This window comes from Komagataeibacter diospyri (genome assembly GCF_006538165.1).
Classification (GTDB): Bacteria; Pseudomonadota; Alphaproteobacteria; order Acetobacterales; family Acetobacteraceae; genus Komagataeibacter; species Komagataeibacter diospyri.
Window position 1 is genome coordinate 19,704 of record NZ_BDLU01000029.1, and the last position, 23,367, is coordinate 43,070.

21 protein-coding genes are annotated in these 23,367 nt (G+C 62.7%); 12 read left to right on the top strand and 9 right to left on the bottom strand.

Annotated features, from left to right (window positions below):
* Window positions 1-4: 4 nt before the first annotated feature.
* The 5 genes from MSKU9_RS05025 to MSKU9_RS05045 all read left to right on the top strand — a co-directional run bounded on the left by MSKU9_RS05025 (window position 5) and on the right by MSKU9_RS05045 (window position 7,849).
* Entirely contained in the window at window positions 5-1,060 is a 1,056-nt protein-coding gene (locus MSKU9_RS05025; protein ID WP_141260340.1) for a PhoH family protein, read from the top strand.
* Window positions 1,044-1,625: an rRNA maturation RNase YbeY gene (ybeY, locus tag MSKU9_RS05030; protein ID WP_227000814.1), complete on the top strand. Its 582-nt coding sequence runs from the start codon at window positions 1,044-1,046 to the stop codon at window positions 1,623-1,625. The genes MSKU9_RS05025 and ybeY overlap by 17 nt, the downstream gene beginning before the upstream one ends.
* Window positions 1,622-2,536: a hemolysin family protein gene (locus tag MSKU9_RS05035; RefSeq protein WP_141260245.1), complete on the top strand. Its 915-nt coding sequence runs from the start codon at window positions 1,622-1,624 to the stop codon at window positions 2,534-2,536. Before ybeY ends, MSKU9_RS05035 begins: the two co-directional genes overlap by 4 nt.
* A gap of 134 nt (window positions 2,537-2,670) precedes the next feature.
* The gene (locus tag MSKU9_RS05040) at window positions 2,671-3,294 is read left to right on the top strand and encodes a thioredoxin domain-containing protein (RefSeq protein ID WP_141260342.1); all 624 of its coding nucleotides are present in this window, start codon (window positions 2,671-2,673) and stop codon (window positions 3,292-3,294) included.
* Window positions 3,295-3,310: 16 nt separating this feature from the next.
* Window positions 3,311-7,849, top strand: a complete 4,539-nt coding sequence (locus MSKU9_RS05045) for an AAA family ATPase (RefSeq protein ID WP_141260247.1) — start codon at window positions 3,311-3,313, stop codon at window positions 7,847-7,849.
* A 232-nt stretch (window positions 7,850-8,081) separates the two neighbouring features.
* Here the strand turns inward: MSKU9_RS05045 and MSKU9_RS05050 are convergent, their stop codons facing one another.
* Window positions 8,082-9,599 carry an acetyl-CoA hydrolase/transferase family protein gene (locus MSKU9_RS05050; RefSeq protein WP_141260249.1) on the bottom strand — a complete coding sequence of 506 codons (1,518 nt, stop codon included), beginning with the start codon at window positions 9,597-9,599 and terminating at the stop codon, window positions 8,082-8,084.
* A 601-nt stretch (window positions 9,600-10,200) separates the two neighbouring features.
* Here MSKU9_RS05050 and MSKU9_RS05055 point away from each other — a divergent pair.
* From MSKU9_RS05055 to gltA, 4 genes are all read left to right on the top strand, one after another.
* The gene (locus MSKU9_RS05055) at window positions 10,201-10,908 is read left to right on the top strand and encodes a metallophosphoesterase (RefSeq protein WP_193557643.1); all 708 of its coding nucleotides are present in this window, start codon (window positions 10,201-10,203) and stop codon (window positions 10,906-10,908) included.
* A gap of 39 nt (window positions 10,909-10,947) precedes the next feature.
* Window positions 10,948-11,265: a chorismate mutase gene (locus MSKU9_RS05060; RefSeq protein ID WP_141260252.1), complete on the top strand. Its 318-nt coding sequence runs from the start codon at window positions 10,948-10,950 to the stop codon at window positions 11,263-11,265.
* A 6-nt stretch (window positions 11,266-11,271) separates the two neighbouring features.
* Entirely contained in the window at window positions 11,272-11,823 is a 552-nt protein-coding gene (locus MSKU9_RS05065; protein WP_141260254.1) for a SixA phosphatase family protein, read from the top strand.
* 219 nt (window positions 11,824-12,042) lie between these two features.
* A complete protein-coding gene (gene gltA / locus MSKU9_RS05070) occupies window positions 12,043-13,341 on the top strand; it encodes a citrate synthase (RefSeq protein WP_141260255.1) in 1,299 nt (432 codons plus the stop codon).
* Between the two features lie 170 nt (window positions 13,342-13,511).
* Here the strand turns inward: gltA and MSKU9_RS05075 are convergent, their stop codons facing one another.
* Entirely contained in the window at window positions 13,512-13,766 is a 255-nt protein-coding gene (locus MSKU9_RS05075; RefSeq protein WP_010508037.1) for a hypothetical protein, read from the bottom strand.
* Window positions 13,767-13,993: 227 nt separating this feature from the next.
* Between MSKU9_RS05075 and MSKU9_RS05080 the strand changes: the two genes are divergently transcribed.
* Together MSKU9_RS05080 and MSKU9_RS05085 are read left to right on the top strand one after the other, a co-directional pair.
* Window positions 13,994-14,755: an orotate phosphoribosyltransferase gene (locus tag MSKU9_RS05080; protein WP_141260257.1), complete on the top strand. Its 762-nt coding sequence runs from the start codon at window positions 13,994-13,996 to the stop codon at window positions 14,753-14,755.
* A 14-nt stretch (window positions 14,756-14,769) separates the two neighbouring features.
* On the top strand, window positions 14,770-15,597 hold the full coding sequence (locus tag MSKU9_RS05085) for a glutamate racemase (protein WP_141260259.1): 828 nt from the start codon (window positions 14,770-14,772) through the stop codon (window positions 15,595-15,597).
* Window positions 15,598-15,741: 144 nt separating this feature from the next.
* Here the strand turns inward: MSKU9_RS05085 and MSKU9_RS05090 are convergent, their stop codons facing one another.
* Window positions 15,742-16,746, bottom strand: a complete 1,005-nt coding sequence (locus MSKU9_RS05090) for a polyprenyl synthetase family protein (protein WP_141260260.1) — start codon at window positions 16,744-16,746, stop codon at window positions 15,742-15,744.
* 199 nt (window positions 16,747-16,945) lie between these two features.
* Here MSKU9_RS05090 and MSKU9_RS05095 point away from each other — a divergent pair, with 199 nt between their 5' ends.
* Window positions 16,946-17,707, top strand: coding sequence for a tRNA1(Val) (adenine(37)-N6)-methyltransferase (locus MSKU9_RS05095; RefSeq protein WP_141260343.1), 762 nt, complete (start codon window positions 16,946-16,948; stop codon window positions 17,705-17,707).
* A gap of 283 nt (window positions 17,708-17,990) precedes the next feature.
* Here MSKU9_RS05095 and MSKU9_RS05100 read toward each other — a convergent pair whose 3' ends face one another.
* The 6 genes from MSKU9_RS05100 to pgsA all read right to left on the bottom strand — a co-directional run bounded on the left by MSKU9_RS05100 (window position 17,991) and on the right by pgsA (window position 23,340).
* On the bottom strand, window positions 17,991-19,001 hold the full coding sequence (locus MSKU9_RS05100; RefSeq protein ID WP_193557635.1) for a ribonucleotide-diphosphate reductase subunit beta: 1,011 nt from the start codon (window positions 18,999-19,001) through the stop codon (window positions 17,991-17,993).
* A 210-nt stretch (window positions 19,002-19,211) separates the two neighbouring features.
* Complete coding sequence (locus MSKU9_RS05105) at window positions 19,212-21,059, bottom strand: ribonucleoside-diphosphate reductase subunit alpha (protein WP_370685911.1); 1,848 nt, start codon at window positions 21,057-21,059, stop codon at window positions 19,212-19,214.
* A 316-nt stretch (window positions 21,060-21,375) separates the two neighbouring features.
* Window positions 21,376-21,840: a molybdenum cofactor biosynthesis protein MoaE gene (locus tag MSKU9_RS05110; RefSeq protein WP_141260266.1), complete on the bottom strand. Its 465-nt coding sequence runs from the start codon at window positions 21,838-21,840 to the stop codon at window positions 21,376-21,378.
* A 7-nt stretch (window positions 21,841-21,847) separates the two neighbouring features.
* Window positions 21,848-22,102 (bottom strand): molybdopterin converting factor subunit 1, encoded by a 255-nt coding sequence (moaD, locus tag MSKU9_RS05115; protein WP_141260344.1) that lies wholly within the window; start codon window positions 22,100-22,102, stop codon window positions 21,848-21,850.
* A 48-nt stretch (window positions 22,103-22,150) separates the two neighbouring features.
* Window positions 22,151-22,648 carry a hypothetical protein gene (locus MSKU9_RS05120; protein WP_227002380.1) on the bottom strand — a complete coding sequence of 166 codons (498 nt, stop codon included), beginning with the start codon at window positions 22,646-22,648 and terminating at the stop codon, window positions 22,151-22,153.
* A 92-nt stretch (window positions 22,649-22,740) separates the two neighbouring features.
* Window positions 22,741-23,340, bottom strand: coding sequence for a CDP-diacylglycerol--glycerol-3-phosphate 3-phosphatidyltransferase (gene pgsA / locus MSKU9_RS05125; protein ID WP_141260268.1), 600 nt, complete (start codon window positions 23,338-23,340; stop codon window positions 22,741-22,743).
* Between the last annotated feature and the right edge of the window lie 27 nt (window positions 23,341-23,367).

Sequence of the window (23,367 nt, forward strand, 5' to 3'; positions counted from 1 at the left end):
CACCGTGACCCTGCAGTTTGAGGATAACGCGCTTCTGGCGCAGCTTGTGGGGGATCACGACCGTCATCTCCTGCATCTTGAACGTGGATTTGATGTCCGGCTGGCCTGCCGTGGCAATCGCATCGCCATTACGGGTGCCGCCGCACGGGTCGGCCTTGCGCAGGGCACGCTGACCGAACTCTACCGCCGTGCCCGCGCGGGGCAGGTTGTCGATACCGCCACCGTGGACACCGCCATCCGCATCGCGGCCCATGCCCTGTCCGCCCCATCCGCCGCACCAACGGATATGCCCGCCATGACCAATGCCAGCACCCCCGTTGTTCCTGCCCGTCCGTCACTTGCGGATCTGCCCACCATCATGACCCGGCGTGGCCCCATCGCGCCGCGTTCCGTGGGCCAGGGGCAGTACATGGACATGCTGGCGCGGCAGGAAATGGTGTTTGGCCTTGGCCCCGCCGGCACGGGCAAGACCTATCTTGCGGTGGCGCAGGCGGTAGCCATGCTGCAGGCGGGACAGGTGGACCGGATTGTCCTGTCGCGGCCTGCGGTCGAAGCGGGCGAAAGGCTGGGCTTCCTGCCCGGCGACCTGAAGGAAAAGATCGATCCCTACCTGCGTCCACTCTATGATGCCCTGCATGACATGATGCCGGGCGATCAGGTCATCCGGCGCATGGGCACGGGGGAGATTGAGGTGGCGCCGCTTGCATTCATGCGCGGGCGAACGCTGGCGCACTGTTTTGTGATTCTGGACGAGGCGCAGAACACGACCCCCGCCCAGATGAAGATGTTCCTGACCCGCATGGGGGAAGGCACGCGCATGGTCATTACCGGCGACCTGAGCCAGGTTGACCTGCCGCGTGGCGTGACATCCGGCCTGAGGGAGGCGGTCGAAACACTCGACGGCCTGCCCGGGATCGGCATGATGCGATTTGAATCGCGTGACGTGGTGCGCCACCCGCTGGTGGCGCGTATAGTGGAGGCATACGACCAGCGCGCCGGGGCACAGCACCGCCCCCACCGCGCCCGGTCGCAGCAGGAGAACGATGAAACCTCGAAGTAGCACAGGCCCCGCCCATTCCGGCGGGGTCGCAGATGCAGCGCGACGGGCCAGCACGCCCGTCCTCCCGGCCGGATTGGACGGTCCTGACATAACCGTGGCGGACCGGCGCTGGAATCGCGCCGTCCCCTGCCCGGCCCGGCTGGTGGCGCGCGCCGTGGACGTGGCGCTGCAGGCCACAGGATGCCACGGGCCGGTAACGGTCGTACTGGCCGATGACCGCACGGTGGCACGGATGAACTGGCGTCATCGCGGTCGTAACAAACCCACCAATGTCCTGACATTCGAATATGCCCCGGCCCATGCGGGCGGTGGCATATGGGGCGGTGACATCATCATCGCGTTCGAGACGGTGGCACGCGAAGCCCATGCCGCAGGCCGCACGATGGCTGCCCACCTTGCCCATCTTGTCATACATGGTGTCCTGCACCTGGCCGGGTATGACCATCACCACCCCGGTGAAGCGCGGGAGATGGAGATGCTCGAAGCCCGCACCCTGTCCGGGCTTGGTGTTGCCAATCCATGGAAACCGGGCCGCACGGCCACCACGCGGGGGATGCGGTCATGAGCCGTAATGGCAATGACGCGGGCGCGGAACCTCCGTCCGGGTCGCGCGGCAAGGGATTCCTGTCGCTGTTCAGCCGCAAACGCGGTGAACAGGGGCTGCGCCATTCCATTGCCGCGCTGGTCAAGGAAGCCGACGACGCGGCGGGGGACGAAGCCGATCCCCGGTCATCCGAACTGGACCGGCAGGAACGTGCCCTGCTGGCCAACGTACTGCGCCTGCGCGGGATCACGGCGGATGACGTAATGATCCCGCGCGCCGATATCGTGGCCATGCCCGTTGATATCAGCCTGGATGAGGCACTGGCCATGATGCGACGGGAAAACCATTCCCGCATGCCGGTCTATCGTGACCAGCTGGATGACATCGTGGGCATGATCCATGTGAAGGACCTGATCGCCTATGTCGGCACGTCCGAAGCCTTCCGCATGGAACCCCTGCTGCGCCAGCCGCTTATGGTCGCGCCACAGCTTCCGGTGCTGGACCTGCTGCTGCAGATGCGCGTCCGACATGTCCACCTTGCCCTGGTGATCGACGAATATGGCGGCATTGACGGTCTGGTCACCATTGAGGACCTGATCGAGACAATCGTGGGCGACATATCGGACGAACATGACGAACCCGCAGCCAACATGATACGCGAAAGGCCGGACGGCACGCTGGAAGTGGACGCCCGCACACCGGTCGCGGCATTCGAGGAAAAGGTCGGTCCGATCCTGACGCGGGAGGAACGCGAGGCCGAGATCGAGACGGTGGGCGGCCTGGTCTTCCGCCTGGCCGGTCACGTGCCGACGCGGGGTGAAGTTGTAACCCACGAAAGCGGCATGGTTTTCCGCATCCTTGATGCGGATGCCCGCCATATCCGCCACGTACGCGTGCGCCTGCCCCCGCGTGAAGCACCGCCCACCACCTAATCATGACGGCACGCCCGCGCCGTGCGGGCGTGCCATACCGCGTGGAATGGATTTACGCACGCGCGTCGCCTCTTTACACTCGCCGCGCCGGGGTTTTATCCCCCACCCAGTCCCATACCGGAGAGTGACCCGTGATGCCCATCAAACGCCGCACCCTGCTTGCCCTTGCCCCCGCGCTGATTACCGGCGGCGGCCTGCTGTCCGGCAGGGCCATGGCGCAGGACGCCGACCCGCGCCTGTCCATCCGTGCGGTGGGCAACCCGCAGGCCAAGGTGCATGTGGAGGAATGGTTTTCCCTGACCTGCACGCACTGCGCGCGCTTCGCCGCCGAGGTCTTTCCCGAAATCCGCACCAAGCTGGTCGATACGGGGCGCGTATACTACATTTTCCGTGATTTCCCGCTGGATCAGGTGGCGCTGACCGCATCCATGGTCGCCCGCGCCCTGCCGCCCGAACGCTATGAACCCTTCGTGCTGGCCCTGCTGTCCAGCCAGGACCGCTGGGCTTTTGGCAAGGACGTGAACCCCGAGGAACAGATCCAGAAGATGGCTGCCCTGGCCGGCATGTCGGCCGACACGTTCCAGCAGACCATCCATGACGACAAGCTGCGCCACGCCATCATGGACGAGGAAGACCGCGCGCAGGCGCAGTACAAGATCGATGGCACCCCCACCTTCCGCTTCAACGACAGGGAACAGGTGGCACAGGAACTGAATTACGAGGAGTTCGCCAAGAAGGTCGAAGCGGCGGCACAGTGACCGGAGCCTGCCCGTCATGACCGCCCGTTTCGTCCGGCTGCGCATCGCAGGGTTCAAAAGCTTCGCCGATCCGGTTTCCGTCGACATCCTGCCGGGGCTTACGGGAATTGTCGGGCCGAATGGCTGTGGCAAGTCCAACGTGGTCGAGGCCCTGCGCTGGGTCATGGGGGAAACCAATGCCCGTTCGCTGCGTGGCGGAGAAATGGACGACCTGATCTTCGCCGGGACCACCGCGCGTGCCGCGCGCAACATGGCGGAAGTCACCCTGACGCTGGAAGGTGCTGCCGAAGTGGCCCCCGCCCCCTTTCAGGGGCAGGACGAACTGCAGGTCTGCAGGCGCGCGGACCGGGGTGCGGGCAGTGGCTACCGCATCAATGGCCGCACAACGCGCGGGCGCGACGTACAGACGCTGTTTGCCGACCTGGGGTCGGGCGCGCGGTCATCCGCCATGGTCAGCCAGGGCCGCGTGTCCGCGCTGGTCAACGCACGGCCCGAGGAACGCCGCACCATCCTGGAAGAAGCCGCCGGCATCACCGGCCTGCATGGCCGCAGGCACGAAGCCGAGCTGAAGCTGCGCGCGACCGAAGCCAACCTTGCCCGCGCCGAAGACCTGCGCATCCAGCTTGAGGCGCGGCTGGGCGACCTGCAGGAACAGTCCGAGCAGGCGGGTCAGTACCGCGAACTGTCGCAGGGGCTGCGGGAATCGGAAATCGCCCTGCTCGCACTGCTGCATGCCCGCGCACACAAGGCCGTGGCCGATAGCGAAACCGCCCTTCACGCGGCAAAACGCGCCCTGAAAGCTGCGGAAGACGTGGCCGAAAGCGCTGTGATCGCGGATTACGAAGTCACCCGGACCCTGCCCGCATTGCGGGAGGAACTGGATACACGCCGCACCGAACTGGAACGTTTCAAGGTACGCGCTGAAACCATTGCCGATGAACTGGCCCGCGCCGAAGCCGCACTGGATGCCGCCCGCACGCGGCTGACCGAATGCGAAACCGTGCATACGGCGGCCCTCGCCCGACGCGATGACGCCATCGTCATGCGCGACCGGCTTGTAGCCGAACGCGCGCACGTGGAAGAGCGCCTGTCCGCCCTGCCCGGACTGCGTGAAACAGCACAGGCCGAACGCACAGCACTGGCACAGGCCATGACGGACATGGCCGAGCGTGTGGAACAGGCCACTACCACCCTGCGCGAAGCCCAGCTCCAGACCACGCAGGCGCGTGAGGTGCTGGACACAGCCATCGCCACGCATGAACGCCTTGTGAGCCAGCATAAGGAACTGGCCACCGAGATCGCGAACCTTGAAGCCGCCATGCCAACCGAGGCCGCGATTGCCGAACATGATGCGCGGATCACCGAATCCGAACAGTCTGCCGCCGATGCACTGACCACGCGCGAAGCCGCAACCCACACCCATTCGGAAGCCGTGCTGCAGGCTGGCCTTGCCCGCAATGCCGCCACCGAAAGCCGCCGCGTGCATGAACAGGCGACGCATGACGCCAATGCGGTGCGTGACAGGCTGGATACACTGGAACGCAATATCGCAAGCGTGCGTGCGCATGTGGAAAAGGCCCGCGCCAGCCTTGTGCCCGAAACCGAACGCCTCCGCCTCACACAGGCGGTTGCCGAGGCGGAAGTCGCACTGGGCGCCATCCGCGCGGAACTGGGCAGTGCGGAAGAATCCCGCGCACAGGCAACGCAGGCCGAAATACAGGCCAATGCCCGCCTGAAGGACGCCCGTTCCACCCGCCACACCACAGAAGAAGCCCTGCGGGCGGCACGGGCGGCACGGCAGCGTGCACAGGGCGAGGTGGATACGCTGGCCGCAAGCATGGACCGCCTGCGCGCGCAGGCGGTGCCGGATGCGGACCTGCAGGCCCTTGTCAGCAAACGTGCGGCCGCCGAATCCGCGCTGGAAGCTGCACACCAGCACATGGCGGCAACCGAAAACGCCGCTGTCGCCGCCACCCGTGCGGAAGAAACCAGCACAGGCCATCTGTCACAGGCCCGCGCCACCCTGTCGGGACTGGAAGCGGAAGCCGACGGCCTTGCCCGCGCATTGCAGAGCGACAGCGATACCGAACACGCCCCGGAATCTGGGGTAACGCTGGCGGAAAGCCTGCATGTACCGACCGGGCTGGAAACCGCACTGGCCGTTGTCCTGTCGGACGGGCTGAACGCCACGCTGAAGGGCAAGGCCGCGCGGGAATGGCACGACCTGCCCGCCACCACGCCAGCCCCTTTCCCTGCTGCCGACATCCAGCCGCTATCCGCCCTGCTGGATGCGCCCCCTGCCCTGTCACGCGCGCTGGGGGCTGCGGGGCTGCTGCCCGATGGCATGGATGGGACGGCATTGCAGGCAGCCCTTGCGCCGGGGCAATGTCTTGTCACGCGCGATGGCGCGCTGTGGCGGTGGGATGGCTATGCACAGGCCCCCAACCTGCCGGGACGCGCGGCCCTGCGGCTGAAGCAGCTTGGACGCCTGCGGGAACTGCGCACGGAACTGGAACACGCCCGCACCGAAATCCCGGCGCTGGAACAGGCCGCCACCGCCGCTGGACAGCTCCGCGAACAGACGGCACGCGAACTGGTGGCCGCGCGCGCATCGCGCACCAGTGCCGAAAATACGCTGGGAACCTGCCGCACGCAGGAAGCCGACCTGTCACGGCGGCACGCCACCATCGCCGCCCAGATCGACACGCTGGCCATGCAGCAGGACACGGCCGCCGCCGCCCTGAAGGAAACCGAAGCCACCTGTGCCCGCGCGCAGACGCAGGCAGACAGCCTGCCCGATCTGGCCCAACTGGAACAGGCTCAGAAAGCTGCCAGCACGCAGGCGGCACAGGCGCAGGCCCATGAAAGCGGGTTACGCACCACCCGCCAGCAGGCCGAGGCGAAGGTGGAACAGGCCCGTCAGGCCATGCAGGCCACCATGTCCAGTCATAGCGAGGCCGAAACGCGCCTGCAGGCCATGCAGCCCGAACTGGCGCGACTGGAAACCGACCGCGACGCGCTGGCGGCTGAACTGGTCACGCGACGCGAACATCTGGCCGCCCTGCCCGCCCCCGACATTGCCGAAGCGGCCGCACGGCAGGCCACAACCACCGCCAGTGACGCAGAACAGGCCCTGAAGCAGGCACGTGATGCGGTGGAGACCACGACCGCGCAACTGGAACACGCCCGCACGACCCGCGCGGCACTGGAACAGAAAATGCGTGAAACCGGCGCACGGCTGGATGCCCGCCGCGCACGGATGGCGGACCTGTCCCTTGCGGTGGAACAGGCGGATGAAGCAGTGGAAGCGGCACGGGCACGGCTGGCGGCGCTGCCGGACATTGCCGGGCTGGAACATGCGCTGGGCGAACTGCGCGCGCAGGATGAGGTCCTGCGCACGCAGGAGCATGAGCGCCGCGATACGGTCGCACGCCTGCAGGCGGAAGATGCCAGCCTGCGCCAGCGTTTCGACACATCGGCACAGGAACTGGCGCAATGGACCGCCCGCGTCGAAGCCGCCACGCTGGAGGCTGAAGCAGCCCAGGCCCGGCTGAACAACGCACGGGCCGAACACGAACGCCTTGCCCCGCAGCCTGTGGCAGTGCGTGCGCGACGTGACGCGGTCACGACCGAACTGGAACAGTATGCGGCCAGCCACGACGTGGCGGTCACGGCATTGCAGCAGGCCCAGACCCGTCAGAGTGAACTGCAGGACGGTCGCCGCACGGCGGAAGAGGTCCTGACCGCCGCACGTGAGGAACTGGTCCGCGCCGAAGGCAGGCGGGAACAGGCGCAGGTGCTGCTGGCGCAGTTGCAGACGGAATCGCAGCCGCCAGCGGGTGTGGTTCCGGCAGACCTGAGCGTGAGTGCCGAAACCGGCCTGCGCCGCAAGGTCGCCCGTCTGACCCGCCAGCGCGACGAACTTGGTCCCGTCAACCTGCGTGCCGAAATCGAGGCACAGGACGCATCGGGCAAGATCGACACCATCCTGCACGAACGCGACGAACTGCAATCCGCCATCGCCCGCCTGCGCGGCATGATCGGCCAGCTGAACCGCGAGGGACGCGAGCGGCTGATGGCCGTGTTTTCCCAGATCGACCAGCATTTCCAATCCCTGTTCGCGCGCATGTTCAATGGCGGACGCGCGCATCTGGGCATGGTGGGCAATGATGACCCGCTGCAGGCGGGGCTGGAAATCTATGCCCAGCCGCCGGGCAAGAAGCTGGCAACTCTGTCGCTGCTGTCGGGCGGAGAACAGGCGCTGACGGCGCTGTCGCTGATTTTCGCGGTCTTCCGGTGCAATCCTGCCCCCATCTGCGTGCTGGATGAGGTTGATGCCCCGCTGGATGACGCCAATGTGGGCCGTTTCTGCGCCCTGCTGGGCGACATGGTGGCCGAAGCGGGCACGCGCTTCCTTGTCGTGACCCATCACCAGCTGACCATGGCGCATATGGACCGGCTGTATGGCGTGACAATGCAGGAACGTGGGGTCAGTCGCGTGCTGTCGGTCGACCTGGAACGCGCGACCGAGATGGTGGACACGCCCATCCCATAAAACACTGTTATTAAAAAATAAAAGTTTTTGGGTGCCGCCTTTTTGAAAAAAGCTTCGCCAAAAACTTCTGATTTTTAAACAAGCATCCGGTGCGAAATAGAACAGGCCTGTGGGAACCATGCCCTCACAGGCCTGTTTTACAGTCATGGCATGCCCGTGTGGGAAAAGGGCGGTCACCATCCGCCACCATCCCCGCAGGCACTGCGTTTCCATGCGGAAACGAGGTCAGTGATTACGGCATCATGCTGCCGGTCTCGATGAAGCGCTGATGCCACGACAGGGCTTCATTCAGCAGGTGCGGCGACTGCTGGCCGAACGAACCCGCACGGGCGCGTTTGAAATAATCCTGCAGCATCGGGCGGTAGTCGGGATGCGCACAGTTGGCGATGATGACTTCCGCGCGCTGCTTGGGCGACAGGCCACGCAGGTCGGCCAGGCCCTGCTCGGTCACCAGAACCTGCGAATCCTGCGTGATGTGGTCAACATGCGACGCCATGGGCACGATGGCGGAAATCTTACCCCCCTTGGCGGTGGACGGCGTCATGAACACGGAAATGTAGGCGTTGCGGGCAAAGTCACCCGAACCACCGATGCCGTTCTGGATTTTCGACCCCATGATCTGGGTCGAGTTCACGTTGCCATAGATATCCGATTCGATCAGGCCGTTCATGGCGATACAGCCAAGGCGGCGGATCAGGCCGGGATGGTTGCTGATGTCCTGCGGGCGCAGGATAATCTTCTTCTGGAATTCCCGCATGCGGGAATTGAGCGATTCCGCGGCTTCGGGGCTGAGAGAGAACGCCGTGGCCGACGCAACCCGCATCTTGCCCGTTTCCAGCATGCCCAGCATGCCGTCCTGAATGACTTCCGTATAGGCGGTCAGGTCATTGAACGGCCCTTCTTCCAGTCCGCCCATCACCGCATTGGCCACGTTGCCCACACCGGACTGCAGCGGCAGGAGCGAGGGCGGCAGGCGGCCCATTTTCACTTCGTGGCGGAAGAATTCCATAAGATGGCCCGCGATGCCGCGCGCGGTCTCGTCCGGCGGGGAGAACGGGGCATTACGGTCGGGCGCATTGGTTTCGACAATCGCCACGATCTTGTCGGGGTCGACCTTCAGCGACGTGCCACCGATCCGGTCATCGGGGCGCAGCAGCGGAATGGGCTGGCGGTGCGGGGGAAGCGCTGCGCCATACCAGATGTCATGCATCCCCTCGAGTGCCGCGTCCTGCCAGCTATTGACCTCGATGATCACCTGTCTGGCGGTGTCGAGCCATGTCTTGGAGTTACCGACGGAAGACGACGGGACAATGCTGCCGTCTTCGCGGATGGCCGTGGCCTCGATGATGGCGGTATCGATCTCACCAAAGAAGCCCGCCCATGCCATGGGGGCCACGTGGCTGAGATGCATGTCGAGGTATTCCGTCTCGCCCTTGTTGATGCGCGCGCGCAGGCCGGGATCGGAATTGTAGGGCATGCGGAAGGAGATGCCGTTGACCTTGGCCAGCGCACCATCAAGCTCCGGACCGGTAGAGGCCCCGGTCAGCAGCCGGATGCGGTATTCGTTACCCTTGGCGTGCTCGCGCTCCATCAGGGCAGCAAGCGCCTGCGGCACGGCCTTGGGGTAACCCGCGCCGGTAAAGCCGCTGGTGCCAACCGTGCTGCCCGGGCGGACAAGGGAGGCCGCCTGCTCGGCGGTGGTGATCTTGGCCCGGAGCGCCGCATTCCGGATTCGGGTGTGGTCGATCATGAACTTTCCCTCAAACTCTTATCGTTATGTCCGGCCTGCGCCGGATGTGTCGTATGCCTCAGCCACGGTCTGGCGGGGCCTGTGTTGTCCCCATCGTGCTGGCGCCTGTCCGATCTGCCTGGCCATTGCATGGGTGTGGGTATTCCCTTTGCACCCCATGCGCCGACACCGCGTTTCACTTCAGCATGACGCCATCATCTGTTCTCCCTCCGGCAGTCGGCGTCACAACAAAAGAGTGTGACACCGCGCCCGGACTCCGGTGACAGGTTTCACGTTTGCTCCATCACCGGGCGGGATATGCGCAGGGTGTATTTTTGGCAATATACTCCATCAGGCAGCTGGAATGTCGTTACCCGCATGCAACCGTTTTGTGTCATTAAAGATACATTCTTGGCCATACCCCTAGTGCAAAGGCGGCCAATCTTGTGAATAATAGGCAACAAGACCCAATCAGGGGATCCCGGCACACGGCACCGTCATAAGAGAGACAGGAGAGGATTTTCGCTTGAGACGTCGATTTCCCTCTCACAGGCCTGTCATGGCACGGGAAGGCACGTCCCCGCCCGCCCCGGCGAGGGATTACCCGCTACCCCCGGTCACGATGCCGGCGCACCCGCTGGCGGACCTGCTGGCCGGGCGGCCGCTGCGCGTCGTGGGCGACGTGCATGGCGACCTGCATGCCTTCCGCCATGCCGCGGCGACGGACCGGTTTGTCATACAGCTGGGTGACCTGGTGGATTACGGTCCCGACAGCGCCGGGGCCTTCCGCCTGATGCAGCGGCTGATCGATGAACGGCGCGGGCTGTTCATACTGGGCAACCACGACCGTAAGCTGGCCCGCGCGCTGCAGGGCCGCAAGATGCGGCGCGATCCGCCCCTGATGGAAACCCTGACCCAGTTCATGGCTGAGGAAAACAGCGACGTGTCCCAGCGTGCGCTGGCGGACCTGTCGCACGCACCCGCGTGGATCGTGCTGGGGCAGTCGATATTCGTGCATGGCGGCTTCCATGTCCGCATGCTGGGCGAACTGCCGCCGCCGGGGCTGGGCACCGTGACCCCCCTGCTGTCACGCGCGCTGTTTGGCGAGACGACGGGCCGGATGCAGAAGGACGGCTACCCTGAACGGCGGCTGAACTGGGTTGATCACATCCCCGCGGGCTACACGGTCTATTGCGGGCATGACCGCCGCTCGACCGACGGGCGACCATGGGTCAGGCATGGCCGGATGGGGGGACGGGCCATCTTTACCGATACCGGCGCGGGCAAGGGTGGCCACCTGGCATGGATCGACCTGCCGCCCATCCTTTAGCAGACCATACGCATTCATACTTCAGGAGAGCCTTCCCACATGAACACCACCCAGGCCACACAGGATGCCGCGCAGGCGAAGCTGGAAGAACTGCGCCGCAGCATCGACAACATCGATGCGGCCCTGATCTATATGCTGGCCGAACGTTTCCGCCATACGCAGGCGGTGGGAAAGCTGAAGGCGACCAACCACATGCCCCCCGCCGACCCCGCGCGTGAGGCCCGTCAGGTCGCACGTCTGCGCCAGCTGGCCACGGCAGCGCAGCTTGATCCGGATTTTGCCGAAAAATTCCTCGCCTTTATCATCCGCGAGGTCATCCGCCACCATGAGGCCATTGCCGCCAGCGAAGGGCAGTAATCCCCGATGCCCGACACACCGGCAGCCAGTCACGCCCCTGTCCGGCAGATGGTGCTGATGCGCCATGCGCAGGCCGCCCCCGCCCCGTTCGGGGCGATGGGGATGCAGGCGGACCTTGGGCGTCCACTGACCGCTTATGGCCGCCAGACCGCCGCCAGCTGTGGCGCGCTGCTGCGGGCACGTCACTTCGCGCCGGAGCTGGTGATGGTCAGCCCGGCAGTGCGTACACGCCAGACGCTGGCTGCGATCGGATCATTTTATGGCGATCGGCAACCCGATATCCGATATGTGAACGCCCTGTATGACGCCATGCCGGAAACCATCCGTGACCTGCTGTATGAAGTGCCGGATAACGTCAATAATATCATGATATTAGCTCACAATCCCGGCCTGCAGGCGCTGGTTGCGCACTGGGCTGCGCGTCATTGCCCGCCAGAACTGGAAAATGCGCTGCATCAGGGCTTCCCACCGGCCTCGATGGCCTGCTTTACCGCCACGCAGGCATGGAATCAGGCGGCTGACGGGGATATCCGCCTGACCGACCTGTCTTGCCAATAATGTCATTACCGCAGGCGGGGGGGACGGATTGCCACGATGGGGCTTTCGTTCCTATCGTCAGACCCGAGGCCCGCTGACCGCCGCCCATGCGGCGCACGGGTATATAAATTTGGGCACACTTACCAACTGTCGCACGAACGACAGGATGCCCGGAGGTTGGAGACATGTGCCGCCCTGCCCCAATGTGCGCCGGGTCGGCACCCAAGATGAGTGTTGTAGATGAGCGAGTCCGGAAAAAGCGCCACAATCTCGCTGAACGGCAAGGATGTTGCCCTGCCGGTACTGTCAGGCACGCTGGGGCCGGATGTCATCGACATCCGCAAGCTGCCGGCGCAGGCCGGGGTATTCACCTATGATCCCGGTTATGGCGAAACCGCTTCATGCTCCAGCAAGATCACGTTCATCGATGGTGAAAAGGGTATCCTGCTGCATCGGGGCTATCCCATCGCGCAGCTGGCTGAACAGGCGACCTTCATGGAAGTGGCCTACCTGCTGCTGAACGGGGAACTGCCGGACAAGGCGGAGTATGACGGGTTTGTAAACTCCATCAAGCATCACACCCTGCTGCACGAACAGATCCGCAATTTCTTCAACGGTTTCCGTCGTGACGCCCACCCCATGGCCATCCTGTGTGGCACGGTAGGGGCGCTGTCCTCCTTCTATCATGAAGGGCTGGATGTCTCGAATGCGACGACGCGTTACCAGTCGGCCATGCGCATTATCGCCAAGATCCCGACCATTGCGGCATGGGCGTACAAATACACGCAGGGCGAGACCTTCATCTATCCGCGCAATGACCTGTCATATGCGGAAAACTTCCTGTCCATGATGTTCGCCGTGCCCAGCGAGCCGTACAAGATCAATCCCGTCCTGGCGCGCGCCATGGACCGTATCCTGATCCTGCACGCGGACCATGAACAGAATGCGTCCACGTCTACCGTGCGTCTGGCAGGGTCCACCGGGGCCAACCCGTTTGCGTGCATTTCTGCCGGTATCGCCGCCCTGTGGGGGCCTGCCCATGGTGGCGCCAACGAAGCCGTACTGAAAATGCTGGCTGAAATCGGGCACAAGGACAACATTCCCGAATTCATCGCCAAGGTGAAGGACAAGAACAGCGGCGTGCGCCTGATGGGCTTTGGCCATCGGGTGTACAAAAACTTTGACCCGCGTGCGAAGATCATGCAGGCCACCTGCCATGAAGTGCTGGGCGAACTGGGGATCAAGGACGACCCGCTGCTGGACCTTGCGATCGAACTGGAAAAGATCGCCATCCACGACGAATATTTCGTCAAGCGCAGCCTGTACCCGAATGTCGATTTCTATTCCGGCATCATCCTCAAGGCCATGGGCATCCCCACCAGCATGTTCACCGTTCTGTTCGCGGTCGCCCGCACCACCGGCTGGATCAGCCAGTGGAAGGAAATGATCGAGGAACCGGGCCAGCGTATCGGCCGTCCCCGCCAGCTTTACACCGGGTCACCGGAACGCGACTTCGTGCCGTTTGCCAAGCGGGGCTGACTGAATCCCACGCCGGACGGATGCACCATCCGCCCGGCGTGGGAACAGGGAAACGGATCGTGGCGGTTTTACCTGCCGCGCTGTCGCATTGCGTGCATCATGCAAAAAGGGCGGGCCACTGCATGGCCCGCCCTTTTTACATGATGGAATGATCCCTTATCCCGGATGGGTCAGTCACACTCACAGCCATTCGTGGGACCGGGGCGTTTCTGGATCACGTGGTGGTCGATCCATTCCGACACCAGACGCCGTGCCTCGTTCAGCGAGGATTCCGGATGGTGGATACGGTACAGGGTGGTGCAGGCATGGAAAGCCGACACATCGCTGGTCCCTACGCCACGCAGTTCCTGATAGGCGGTGATTACGGCACGCTCGCACTTGCGAGAGATGCGGCTGTTTTCAACAGACACGATGCGATGACCCATTGGTGAGAATGATTATCAGTATTGAGATATTAGATCGAATACCCCCATGGGGCAAGGTACGCATGGCCTCACACTCCGCTGATCAGGTCACGTTATGTTTCCGATGTAGCCTTTTTTCGGCAATTATGCCCGCAGCCCACGCAGACAGATGGATTTTCACATCTGTTGCGGTTAATCGTCTGTGCTGTCATTGAAGACACCACATATCATTTGGCCGGAGATAGGGTATGCACGACGCCACGGGGAACGGGGCTGGACTTTCAACAGGCTCCACGGCATGGGACCGCGACGCAGCACTTATGACGGCGCGCCTGCTGCTGGAAATCAAGGCTGTCAATTTCCGCCCCGACGAACCTTATACCCTGACATCCGGCTGGAAATCCCCGGTCTATATCGACTGCCGCCGCATCATCTTCTTCCCGCGCGCACGCCAGAAGATCATGGAGCTGGCAGTGGAAAAGATCGGCCGCCATGTAGGTTACGAAAGCATTGACGCCGTGGTGGGGGGCGAGACAGCGGGCATTCCCTTCGCCGCATGGATTGCCGACCGCATGATGGCGCCGATGGCCTATGTACGCAAAAAGCCCAAGGGCTTTGGCCGCAATGCCCAGATCGAAGGCGATGTGCCCGAGGGCATGCGTACCCTGCTGGTGGAAGACCTGACCACCGATGGGTCGTCCAAGGTGCAGTTTGCCAACGCGCTGCGCAAGGCAGGCGCCATCGTGGACCATACCTTTGTCGTGTTCTTCTACGGCGTGTTCCCCGGCGCCTACCGCACGCTGGCCGACATGGATATCAGCCTGCATGCGCTGTGCACGTGGTGGGATGTGCTGGAAGCCTGCGCGGGCAAGCCCTATTTCTCTGAAAAGGATGCCGCCGAAGTCCGTCGCTTCCTTGAAGACCCCTGCGCGTGGTCAGCCAAGCATGGCGGCGTGGGCAGTGCGGAAGAAGCGCTGGCGCTGAAGGCCAAGCGCGACGCCGGGGCCTGATCCCGGACGGGTCGATGGCGCGTATCCTTGCTTTTGATTCCGGCATCGGGGGATTGGGGATCGTAGCCCGTATCCGCGACCTCCTGCCGGGAGTAGCGGTCGATTACCTGGCCGATACTGCCATCTTTCCCTATGGCGAACAGCCCGACGCAACCCTGCGTCGGCGAATCGTTACCCTGCTGGGTCAGGCCATTGACCGCCTTCGGCCCGATGTGGTGGTGGTTGCGTGCAATACCGCCAGCACGCTGGCGCTGGACAGCCTGCGTGCAGCGTATGACGTGCCGTTCGTGGGCTGCGTACCCCCCATAAAATGGGCGGCGGACCATACCCGCACCGGCACGATCGGCCTGCTGGCTACCCGCGCCACGGTACGTCGTCCCTATCTGCGTGATCTCAGCACACGTTTTGCCCCTGACTGCACCCTGCTGGCCTATGGCGCGCGGGGACTGGCCGACATGGCGGAAGCCGCGTTCCGGGGCAGCCCCCCCGACCGACAGCAACTGAAAACCGAGCTTGATGGCCTGTTTGACCAGATGGGTGGGGATCGGATTGACGTAGTCGGGATTGGCTGCACGCACTACACCTTCCTGCTGGACGCAATGCGCGAAACCGGACCCGCGCATGTCACGTGGCTGGACCCGGCCCCTGCCGTCGCCAGGCAGGCCGCACGCATTCTGACCGGGTGCGATACGACCGCCGATCCCCGACGGCCCCGGGCCGAACGGGTCTGCTTTACCGCCATGCCGCCTGATCTTGCCGCCCTGCTGCCCGGTCTGCGCAGGCTGGGTTACGCGATAGATGCACCCTGTCTGTTCAGCAAAGACGTGACGACCCATTCCTGAGCAGGCGTGGCCCAGTCCGGAATTCCGATCCCTGCAAAAAGTCCTTGGGAAAAGATTTTTCAAAAAGCATCAAAAGAATACCGCCCTCCTGAAAAAAGGCGGCACCCATAAACTTTCATCGTCAGATTGCCCTGGACCGCCCGCTTAACGCAGGCGGTTGACCGTATAGCTGGCCGTATCCTGCAATAACTGGCGCAGGCGGCCAGGGGGGAAAATGGACAGGGCTTCACGCGCGGTCGTGGCATATTCCGTCGCCCGGTCCAGCGTGGTGCGGATGGCCCCGGTCTGTTCAATCAGCCTGAGTGCATGGTCAAGGTCTTCGGGCGTCTGCTCGCTTTCCTCGATCACACGATGCCAGAAGGCACGATCTTTTTCTGACCCGGCGGCATAGGCCGCCAGCACCGGCAGGGTAATCTTGCCTTCGCGGAAGTCATCGCCCACCGTCTTGCCCAGACGGGCCTGATCCGCGGCGTAATCCAGTGCGTCATCCACCAGCTGGAACGCCATGCCCAGATTGGTGCCGTAGGATTCGAGGGCATGTTCTTCCGCCCCGTCCCGGTCGGCCACGACCGCGCCCACACGACAGGCGGCGGCGAACAGTGCCGCAGTTTTGCCATGAATGACTTCCAGATACTGGTCAATCCGTGTGGAAAGATCGTTCTGGGTGGACATCTGCAGCACTTCCCCTTCCGCGATCGTGGCGGAAGCGGATGAGAGGATATTCATGACCTTGAGTGAGCCATCATCCGTCATGAGCTGGAAAGACCGGGCGAACAGGAAGTCGCCCACCAGCACCGATGCCTTGTTGCCGAACACCGCATTCGCGCTGGCCATGCCACGACGCAGGGAACTTTCGTCCACCACGTCATCATGCAGCAGGGTTGCGGTGTGAATGAATTCCACACAGGCCGCCAGCGCCACATGCCGCTGGTGCGTGGCATCGGGCTGGTAACCACACAGCCGGGCGGACGCCAGCGTCAGCAGCGGGCGCAACCGCTTGCCGCCTGCGGCAACCAGATGGGCCGCAAGCTGGGGAATGAGCGCGACCGGGCTGTCCATCCGCTCGACAATGGCGCGGTTACACGCGGCCATGTCATCTGCAAGATATTCCGCCAGGTCACGCAGGGCGACTTCTGATCCATCTGCCATCGGGCGGCGAGCCCCTTCGTCTTTCTGACTTGCCGTTTCGTCGGATTCCGGCAGACTAACTGCTAGGGCCAAAAGGTTACTCTCCCGGTTCCGAATGTATGAACATAGATATGAGTATATGGGCGGCGCTGGAATAACGGTCAAGCCAGACCACGCACACACACGGCATGGGGCTGATGATACGCAATCCCTTTCCCCCATGGGCGATGCCCCGGTCACGACGGGCACTTTGCTGGGTGGAAAGGTGGTCTATCGCCAGTTTCCGACCGGAAACAGGACTGGATTGGAACCGGTTCTGATGGCTGCTTTTGTGCCCGCACGCGCCGGAGAGGTCGTGCTGGAAGGCGGATGCGGCGCGGGCGCAGGACTGCTGTGCCTGACGAATCGGGTGCCCCGCCTTACGGGAGTCGGGCTGGAACAGGACCCTGCCACCGCAACGCTGGCCCGCCACAACCTTGCACTGAACGGACGCCACGGCCTGCGCATGCACGTGGCCAGCATCCCCGCCCTGCCCGATGACCCGCTGCTGTCGGGGCCGGGGGTGCGCCGCATTGACCACGCTTTCGCCAATCCGCCATGGCATGGACATGATTCGTCCGCGTCCGCCCACATGCAGCGCGATCTTGCCCGCCGCCTGCCCGCAGGCACGCTGGTGGCGTGGGTGCGCACGCTGGCGGCCCAGTTGCGCCACCATGGCACCCTGACGCTTGCCCTGCCCGCCAGCCTGCTATCCGCCAGCATTGCCGCGATGGAGGACACGCGGCTTGGCCGTATCCGGATCTTTCCGTTCTGGCCCCGTCAGGGGCATGCCGCGCGGATCGTGCTGGTGCAGGGCCGCGCGAATTCCCGCGCTGGCAGCGAAATGCTGCCCGGACTGACGCTGCATGAAACCAGTGGCGAATTCACCCCCGCCGCCCGTGCGGTGCTGGAAGACGGCGCGCCACTGATGCCCCATGCATAAATCAGACCCTTTCCAAAACAGCCTGTTGACAGGAAAGCGCCAAAAAAAATCCAGACACCACCTGTTTTCAAAAAGACGGCATGACCGGCGGCTTTGTGCAAAAAAGCATCACCAGTCCCCGAAGATGGCTTGGAAGCCTGCTCCTGAAGCAGCCTGCAGATTGTAAAAATTTTTGGTGAAGCTTTTTTCAAAACGATTCAAAAGAACGCCACCTTTTTGAAAAAAGGCGGCACCCAAAAACTTTTGTCTTTATTTATCAGTATGATGCACTGAAACATTATCTTCAGGCAAACGCTTCATCCCACGACCCCGTGGTCGAGGCGCGACTGTATTCCGTAGCGCGATTTTCAAAGAAATTGGTGTGTTCGACCGCGTTCACCATTTCATCCACCCATGGTAGCGGGTTGATGGCGATATCATAAATCCCGTCCAGCCCAAGCTGACCCAGACGGCGGTTGGCAACGAAGCGTATGTACTGCTTCACCTGCCCCGCATCCAGCCCCTCGACCGCGCCCATCTCGAACGCAAGGTCGATGAATGCGTCCTCGTGTTCGACAATATCACGGCAGATCTGGCGAATGTCATCACGCAGGGTATCAGTCCAGATTTCCGGGTTTTCATGGACGAACACCCGGAACAGCCGCGCCATCGAATCACAGTGCAGCGATTCGTCACGCACTGACCATGACACGATCTGCCCCATGCCCTTCAGCTTGTTATGCCGGGGGAAATTCAGCAGGATGGCAAACGACGCGAACAGCTGCAGCCCTTCGGTAAATGCGCCGAACGCCGCCAGCGTCCGGGCGATCTGGTAGTTATCGCTGACCGAAAACTGCTGCATGTAGTCATATTTATCCTTCATTTCCTTATATTTAAGGAAAGCGGAATACTCGGTCTCAGGCATGCCGATGGTATCGAGCAGATGACTGTAGGCGGCAATATGGATCGTCTCGATATTCGAAAATGCCGAGAGCATCATCAGCACTTCAGTCGGTTTGAACACCTGGCTGTAGTGCTTCATGTAACAGTTGTTCACCTCCACATCCGACTGTGTGAAGAAACGGAAGATCTGGGTGACCAGATGCCGTTCGCTTTCCGTCAGCGTGCGGTGCCAGTCCTTCACATCATCAGCCAGTGGCACCTCTTCAGGCAACCAGTGGACACGCTGCTGCGTCAGCCATGCATCATAGGCCCATGGGTAACGGAATGGCTTGTAAACGGGATTGGCGGTCAGCAGGCTGGGTTCGTGCTGCGTCGGGGCACCTGCGCCGGGGGCTTGATCGGTCATGGCCATGCCTGTCCTGTTACATGAATCGGGAGCGTCGGGCACAAACCCGACACCCTGAACAATAAACAGCAGAACAAGTCAGCGTCCACTCAAAATAACGACACAACAAAAAACTACCCTACACTTAGGATGTAGTCCTTTTTAAAATTTTATTTCCATTCCCATACAGGAAATTCCATAAATAAAATCGAAACAATACATGGAAATACCCCACCTTCACTGACAGGCAAGGCATTCCTCATAATCCGTGGTCGTGGTGGTCGGCGTCACAGGGGTGTCGCCTTCCTTTTTCGTCATGTCGCGCTTTTCCTGCCCGTCACTTACGGCATCAGCGCGCTGGATGGACAGCGAACGGCAGTAATACAATGATTTCACCCCCCGCTTCCACGCCATGTAATGGATCTGGTGCAGGTCACGCTTGTGCACGTTGGCAGGCAGGAAGATGTTGATTGACTGCGCCTGACAGATGAAGGGCGCACGGTCGGCCGCATGTTCGATCACCCAGCGCTGGTCCAGTTCGAACGCGGTCTTGAACACGTCCTTTTCCTGCTGGGTCAGGAAGTCGAGGTGCTGCACGCTGCCCTTGTTCAGGGTAATGGAGGACCAGACTTCATTCGTGTTCTGCCCCTTTTCCGTCAGCAGGCGGTCAAGGTGGCGGTTACGCACCGTAAACGACCCCGACAGCGTCTTCTGCAGGAATACGTTGGCAGCGATCGGCTCGATCCCCGGGCTGGCGTTGCCCGCGATGATGGAAATCGACGCAGTCGGCGCAATCGCCATCTTGTTGGAAAAACGCTCCATCACGCCATAATCGGCGGCGTCGGGGCACGGTCCGCGTTCTTCCGCCAGCTTGCGCGACGCGGCATCCGCCTGCGTGCGGATATGCTTGAATATGCGGCGGTTCCAGCTTTTGGCCACCACGCTTTCAAATGGCACGTTGCGGGCCTGCAGGAAGGAATGGAAGCCCATGACCCCCAGGCCGACCGAACGCTCGCGCATGGCGGCGTAACGCGCGCGTTCCATGTCATCGGGCGCGCGGTCGATGAAATCCTGCAGCACGTTATCAAGGAACAGCATCACGTCCTCGATGAACTGCGGGTTGTCTTTCCACTCATCCCACGTCTCAAGGTTGAGCGAGGACAGGCAGCACACCGCCGTACGTTCGCGTCCGTGCTGGTCCATGCCGGTAGGCAGGGTGATTTCCGCGCACAGGTTGGATGTCTTGACTTCCAGCCCCGCCAGCTTGTGGTGTTCGGGCCGCGCATTGTTCACATGGTCGGAGAAGATGATGTACGGCTCGCCCTGCTCCATCCGCGCGGTCAGGATGCGTATCCACAGCGAGCGGGCCGAAATCTTGCGGATGACCGAATTGTCCTTGGGCGACAGCAGCGCCCATTCATCATCATCCGCCACAGCACGCATGAAGGCGTCAGACACGAGCACGCCATGGTGCAGGTTCAGCGCCTTGCGGTTGGGATCGCCGCCGGTGGGGCGGCGCAGTTCGATGAATTCCTCGATTTCGGGATGCCAGACCGGCAGATACACCGCAGCCGACCCGCGCCGCAGCGACCCCTGGCTGATCGCCAGCGTCAGGCTGTCCATCACGCGGATGAAGGGAATGACACCCGATGTCTTGCCGTTGCGGCCGACATTTTCACCGATCGAACGCAGGTTGCCCCAGTACGACCCGATGCCGCCGCCCTTGGACGCCAGCCATACGTTCTCGTTCCACAGGTCCACGATGCCACGCAGGCTGTCATTGGCTTCGTTCAGGAAACACGAAATCGGCAGGCCACGCGTGGTGCCGCCATTGGACAGCACCGGCGTCGCCGGCATGAACCAGTGACGCGAGATATAGTCATACAGCCGCTGCGCATGCGCGGGATTCGCCCCGTAATAGGACGCAACCCGGCCAAACAGATCCTGATAGCTTTCATCGGGCAGCAGGTAGCGGTTGTTCAGCGTCGCCTTGCCGAATGCCGTCAGCAGCGCATCACGCGAATGGTCCACGCGCACGGGATGGTGGCCAGGCAGCTGAACCACGCTGTCCAGCATGTCAGACATATCAGACATCGTCGTACTGTCCTTTCCCCGGATGGTCCCGTCCTCACCAGCCGAACGATCAGGCATGCCTCCGGATACGTCATCCAGGACCATTTACATTCTCCGTAATCGGCTCACGCCGACGCGCAGGGCCTTTCGATCCTGTGCGGCTTGGTGAGGTTTTTTGATTTTGCCCCCTATATATGGAGCAAACGGTACCGGAATGCACCATATAATGTGTGGGGACAAATTGTGGACTGATCTTCCGAATCAGCGGGCAAGCTTGGGTCAAGTACGGAATGGAGAGAATATTTTTTAAATTTTCTCCCCTCCCCCTTCATTGATCCAGCACCCCCCACCGTGCCGTCGCGGCGTCATCCTGCGCGCGCGGCTGGACCCATTCACTGCGTCCATTTGCGAATTCCTCGCGTTTCCAGAAGGGTGCGCCGGTCTTGAGCCAGTCCATCATGAACTCCGTCCCCGCCAGCGCCGCCTTGCGGTGGGCTGCCGCACACAGCACCAGCACGATGGGCATGCCCACTTCCAGCCTGCCCACACGGTGGATGACGGTACAGCCGGTCAGGCCGAATCGCGCACAGGCCGAATCGGCAATCTGCCGCATCATGGATTCGGTCATGCCGGGATAGTGTTCCAGTTCCAGCGCCACCAGTCCGTCGCCCCCGCGGACAATGCCGGTAAACGCGCCAATCCCCCCCACTTCGTCCTGCCCGCGCAGCAGCAGGGCGGTTTCGTGGGTGGCATCGAATGTTTCCGCCTGAACACGGACCGTAACGCAGGGCATGATGGTGTCAGCCCCCCGTGACCGGCGGGAAAAAGGCAATTTCGTCATTGGCGGCAATAGGGGCGTCAATCGTGGCGAAACTCTGGTTCACCGCGACACGGATCAGTTCGGGCTTCGCGAATATTTCCCCATACGCCCCGCCACGCGCGCGCAGCTGGTCGATCAGGTCCTGCACGGAATGCGCGCCTACCTGCAGGGGCAGTGTCTCACCGGGGGTGCCGAGGCGGTCCCGCAACCATGCGAAATAGAGAATGCGCAGCATTCCGGTTTCATCTCCCTGTGCCACGGCTTCCCATGCGGCCCGTGCCGGTCATGGTGCCTGCTGTTCCTGAACCGTGCCGTCGGACGCGACCACGGTATTGGTGCCATCGCCGTTCGGGACGACAATGGCCGAATCCGATACGCCCTTATGCGTTGCCGATGGCCCGGAAGACAATGCGGAAACGCGCGCGCGCGCCGCCGGGTCGCCATCGGGCCCTGCATCGTTGCCGATCTGCATCTCGCCACCCGCAGGCAGATCCACCTCGCGTTCCACCAGTTGCGAACGCGCGCCAGCGGTGGTGCGGTCCGCCCCGATCGCGGCCAGCACCGACTGGCCTGATTTCACAACCGGCCAGACGTTGCGTTCCTGCGGCAGTATGGGCAGCACCTGTGGCGCCTGCCCCGCCACGCGGCGCATGTTTTCGACCTCGGAGCGTGGGGTGTTGGGCAGGCTGCCGGGCAGTTCGGTATTGTCGGACAGGATGTGGCCAAAACCACCACATCCGGTCAGCCCCACCAGCAATGACATGACCATTGCATTACGCACCGCTTTCTCCCCCTGACCTGTCCGGCACAAGGCGGGCCAGACGACCCGCACAGGAGAGAGCAACCACGGCGCACGTTAATTTTTCATGTAGGTCAGGAAGATAATTTCGTAGCCCCCGCCGTGCCGCGGCTGACATGCCGCAGCCCGGTGGACAGATAGTCCCACCCCGTAATCAGGGTCAGGACGGCAGCGGTCCACATCATGATCGCCCCCATCGCATCCACCGGCAGCCAGCCGATATGCAGCAGGACCGCCGTGCTGTCACCTGCCAGCAGGAAGCCGATGGCGGTCATCTGGAACCCGGTTTTCCATTTCGCCAGCCGTGTCACCGGCAGGCCGACACGGGTCGCCGCAAGGTATTCCCGCAGTCCGCTGACCAGGATTTCACGCGAAAGGATGATGATGGCCGGATACAGGCAGCCATACGGCAACCGCCCAAGCCCCGCCATGACCATCAGTGACGCACCCACCAGCAGCTTGTCGGCAATGGGGTCAAGCATGCGGCCAAGATCGGAATTCTGGTTCCACGCCCGTGCCAGCTTGCCATCAAGGTAATCGGTGATGCCCGCCAGTATGAACAGGATACATGCCGCGCAGTCGGTCTGCGCCGTATGGAGGACGACCAGCCCGACAACAATGGGGACCACTACAATACGGGACAGGGTCAGGAGGTTGGGCAGGTCGGTAAGCATGCTGGTACTGCTATAGCCAAGAATGAG

Excerpts from the sequence above, each read along its gene's own strand:
- ybeY (WP_227000814.1), top strand. The coding sequence starts at position 1,044 with ATGAAACCTCGAAGTAGCACAGGCCCCGCCCATTCCGGCGGGGTCGCA.
- MSKU9_RS05035 (WP_141260245.1), top strand. The coding sequence starts at position 1,622 with ATGAGCCGTAATGGCAATGACGCGGGCGCGGAACCTCCGTCCGGGTCG.
- MSKU9_RS05040 (WP_141260342.1), top strand. The coding sequence starts at position 2,671 with ATGCCCATCAAACGCCGCACCCTGCTTGCCCTTGCCCCCGCGCTGATT.
- MSKU9_RS05045 (WP_141260247.1), top strand. The coding sequence starts at position 3,311 with ATGACCGCCCGTTTCGTCCGGCTGCGCATCGCAGGGTTCAAAAGCTTC.
- MSKU9_RS05050 (WP_141260249.1), bottom strand. The coding sequence starts at position 9,599 with ATGATCGACCACACCCGAATCCGGAATGCGGCGCTCCGGGCCAAGATC.
- MSKU9_RS05055 (WP_193557643.1), top strand. The coding sequence starts at position 10,201 with ATGCCGGCGCACCCGCTGGCGGACCTGCTGGCCGGGCGGCCGCTGCGC.
- MSKU9_RS05060 (WP_141260252.1), top strand. The coding sequence starts at position 10,948 with ATGAACACCACCCAGGCCACACAGGATGCCGCGCAGGCGAAGCTGGAA.
- MSKU9_RS05065 (WP_141260254.1), top strand. The coding sequence starts at position 11,272 with ATGCCCGACACACCGGCAGCCAGTCACGCCCCTGTCCGGCAGATGGTG.
- gltA (WP_141260255.1), top strand. The coding sequence starts at position 12,043 with ATGAGCGAGTCCGGAAAAAGCGCCACAATCTCGCTGAACGGCAAGGAT.
- MSKU9_RS05075 (WP_010508037.1), bottom strand. The coding sequence starts at position 13,766 with ATGGGTCATCGCATCGTGTCTGTTGAAAACAGCCGCATCTCTCGCAAG.
- MSKU9_RS05080 (WP_141260257.1), top strand. The coding sequence starts at position 13,994 with ATGCACGACGCCACGGGGAACGGGGCTGGACTTTCAACAGGCTCCACG.
- MSKU9_RS05085 (WP_141260259.1), top strand. The coding sequence starts at position 14,770 with ATGGCGCGTATCCTTGCTTTTGATTCCGGCATCGGGGGATTGGGGATC.
- MSKU9_RS05090 (WP_141260260.1), bottom strand. The coding sequence starts at position 16,746 with ATGGCAGATGGATCAGAAGTCGCCCTGCGTGACCTGGCGGAATATCTT.
- MSKU9_RS05095 (WP_141260343.1), top strand. The coding sequence starts at position 16,946 with ATGGGCGATGCCCCGGTCACGACGGGCACTTTGCTGGGTGGAAAGGTG.
- MSKU9_RS05100 (WP_193557635.1), bottom strand. The coding sequence starts at position 19,001 with ATGGCCATGACCGATCAAGCCCCCGGCGCAGGTGCCCCGACGCAGCAC.
- MSKU9_RS05105 (WP_370685911.1), bottom strand. The coding sequence starts at position 21,059 with ATGTCTGACATGCTGGACAGCGTGGTTCAGCTGCCTGGCCACCATCCC.
- MSKU9_RS05110 (WP_141260266.1), bottom strand. The coding sequence starts at position 21,840 with ATGCCCTGCGTTACGGTCCGTGTTCAGGCGGAAACATTCGATGCCACC.
- moaD (WP_141260344.1), bottom strand. The coding sequence starts at position 22,102 with ATGCTGCGCATTCTCTATTTCGCATGGTTGCGGGACCGCCTCGGCACC.
- pgsA (WP_141260268.1), bottom strand. The coding sequence starts at position 23,340 with ATGCTTACCGACCTGCCCAACCTCCTGACCCTGTCCCGTATTGTAGTG.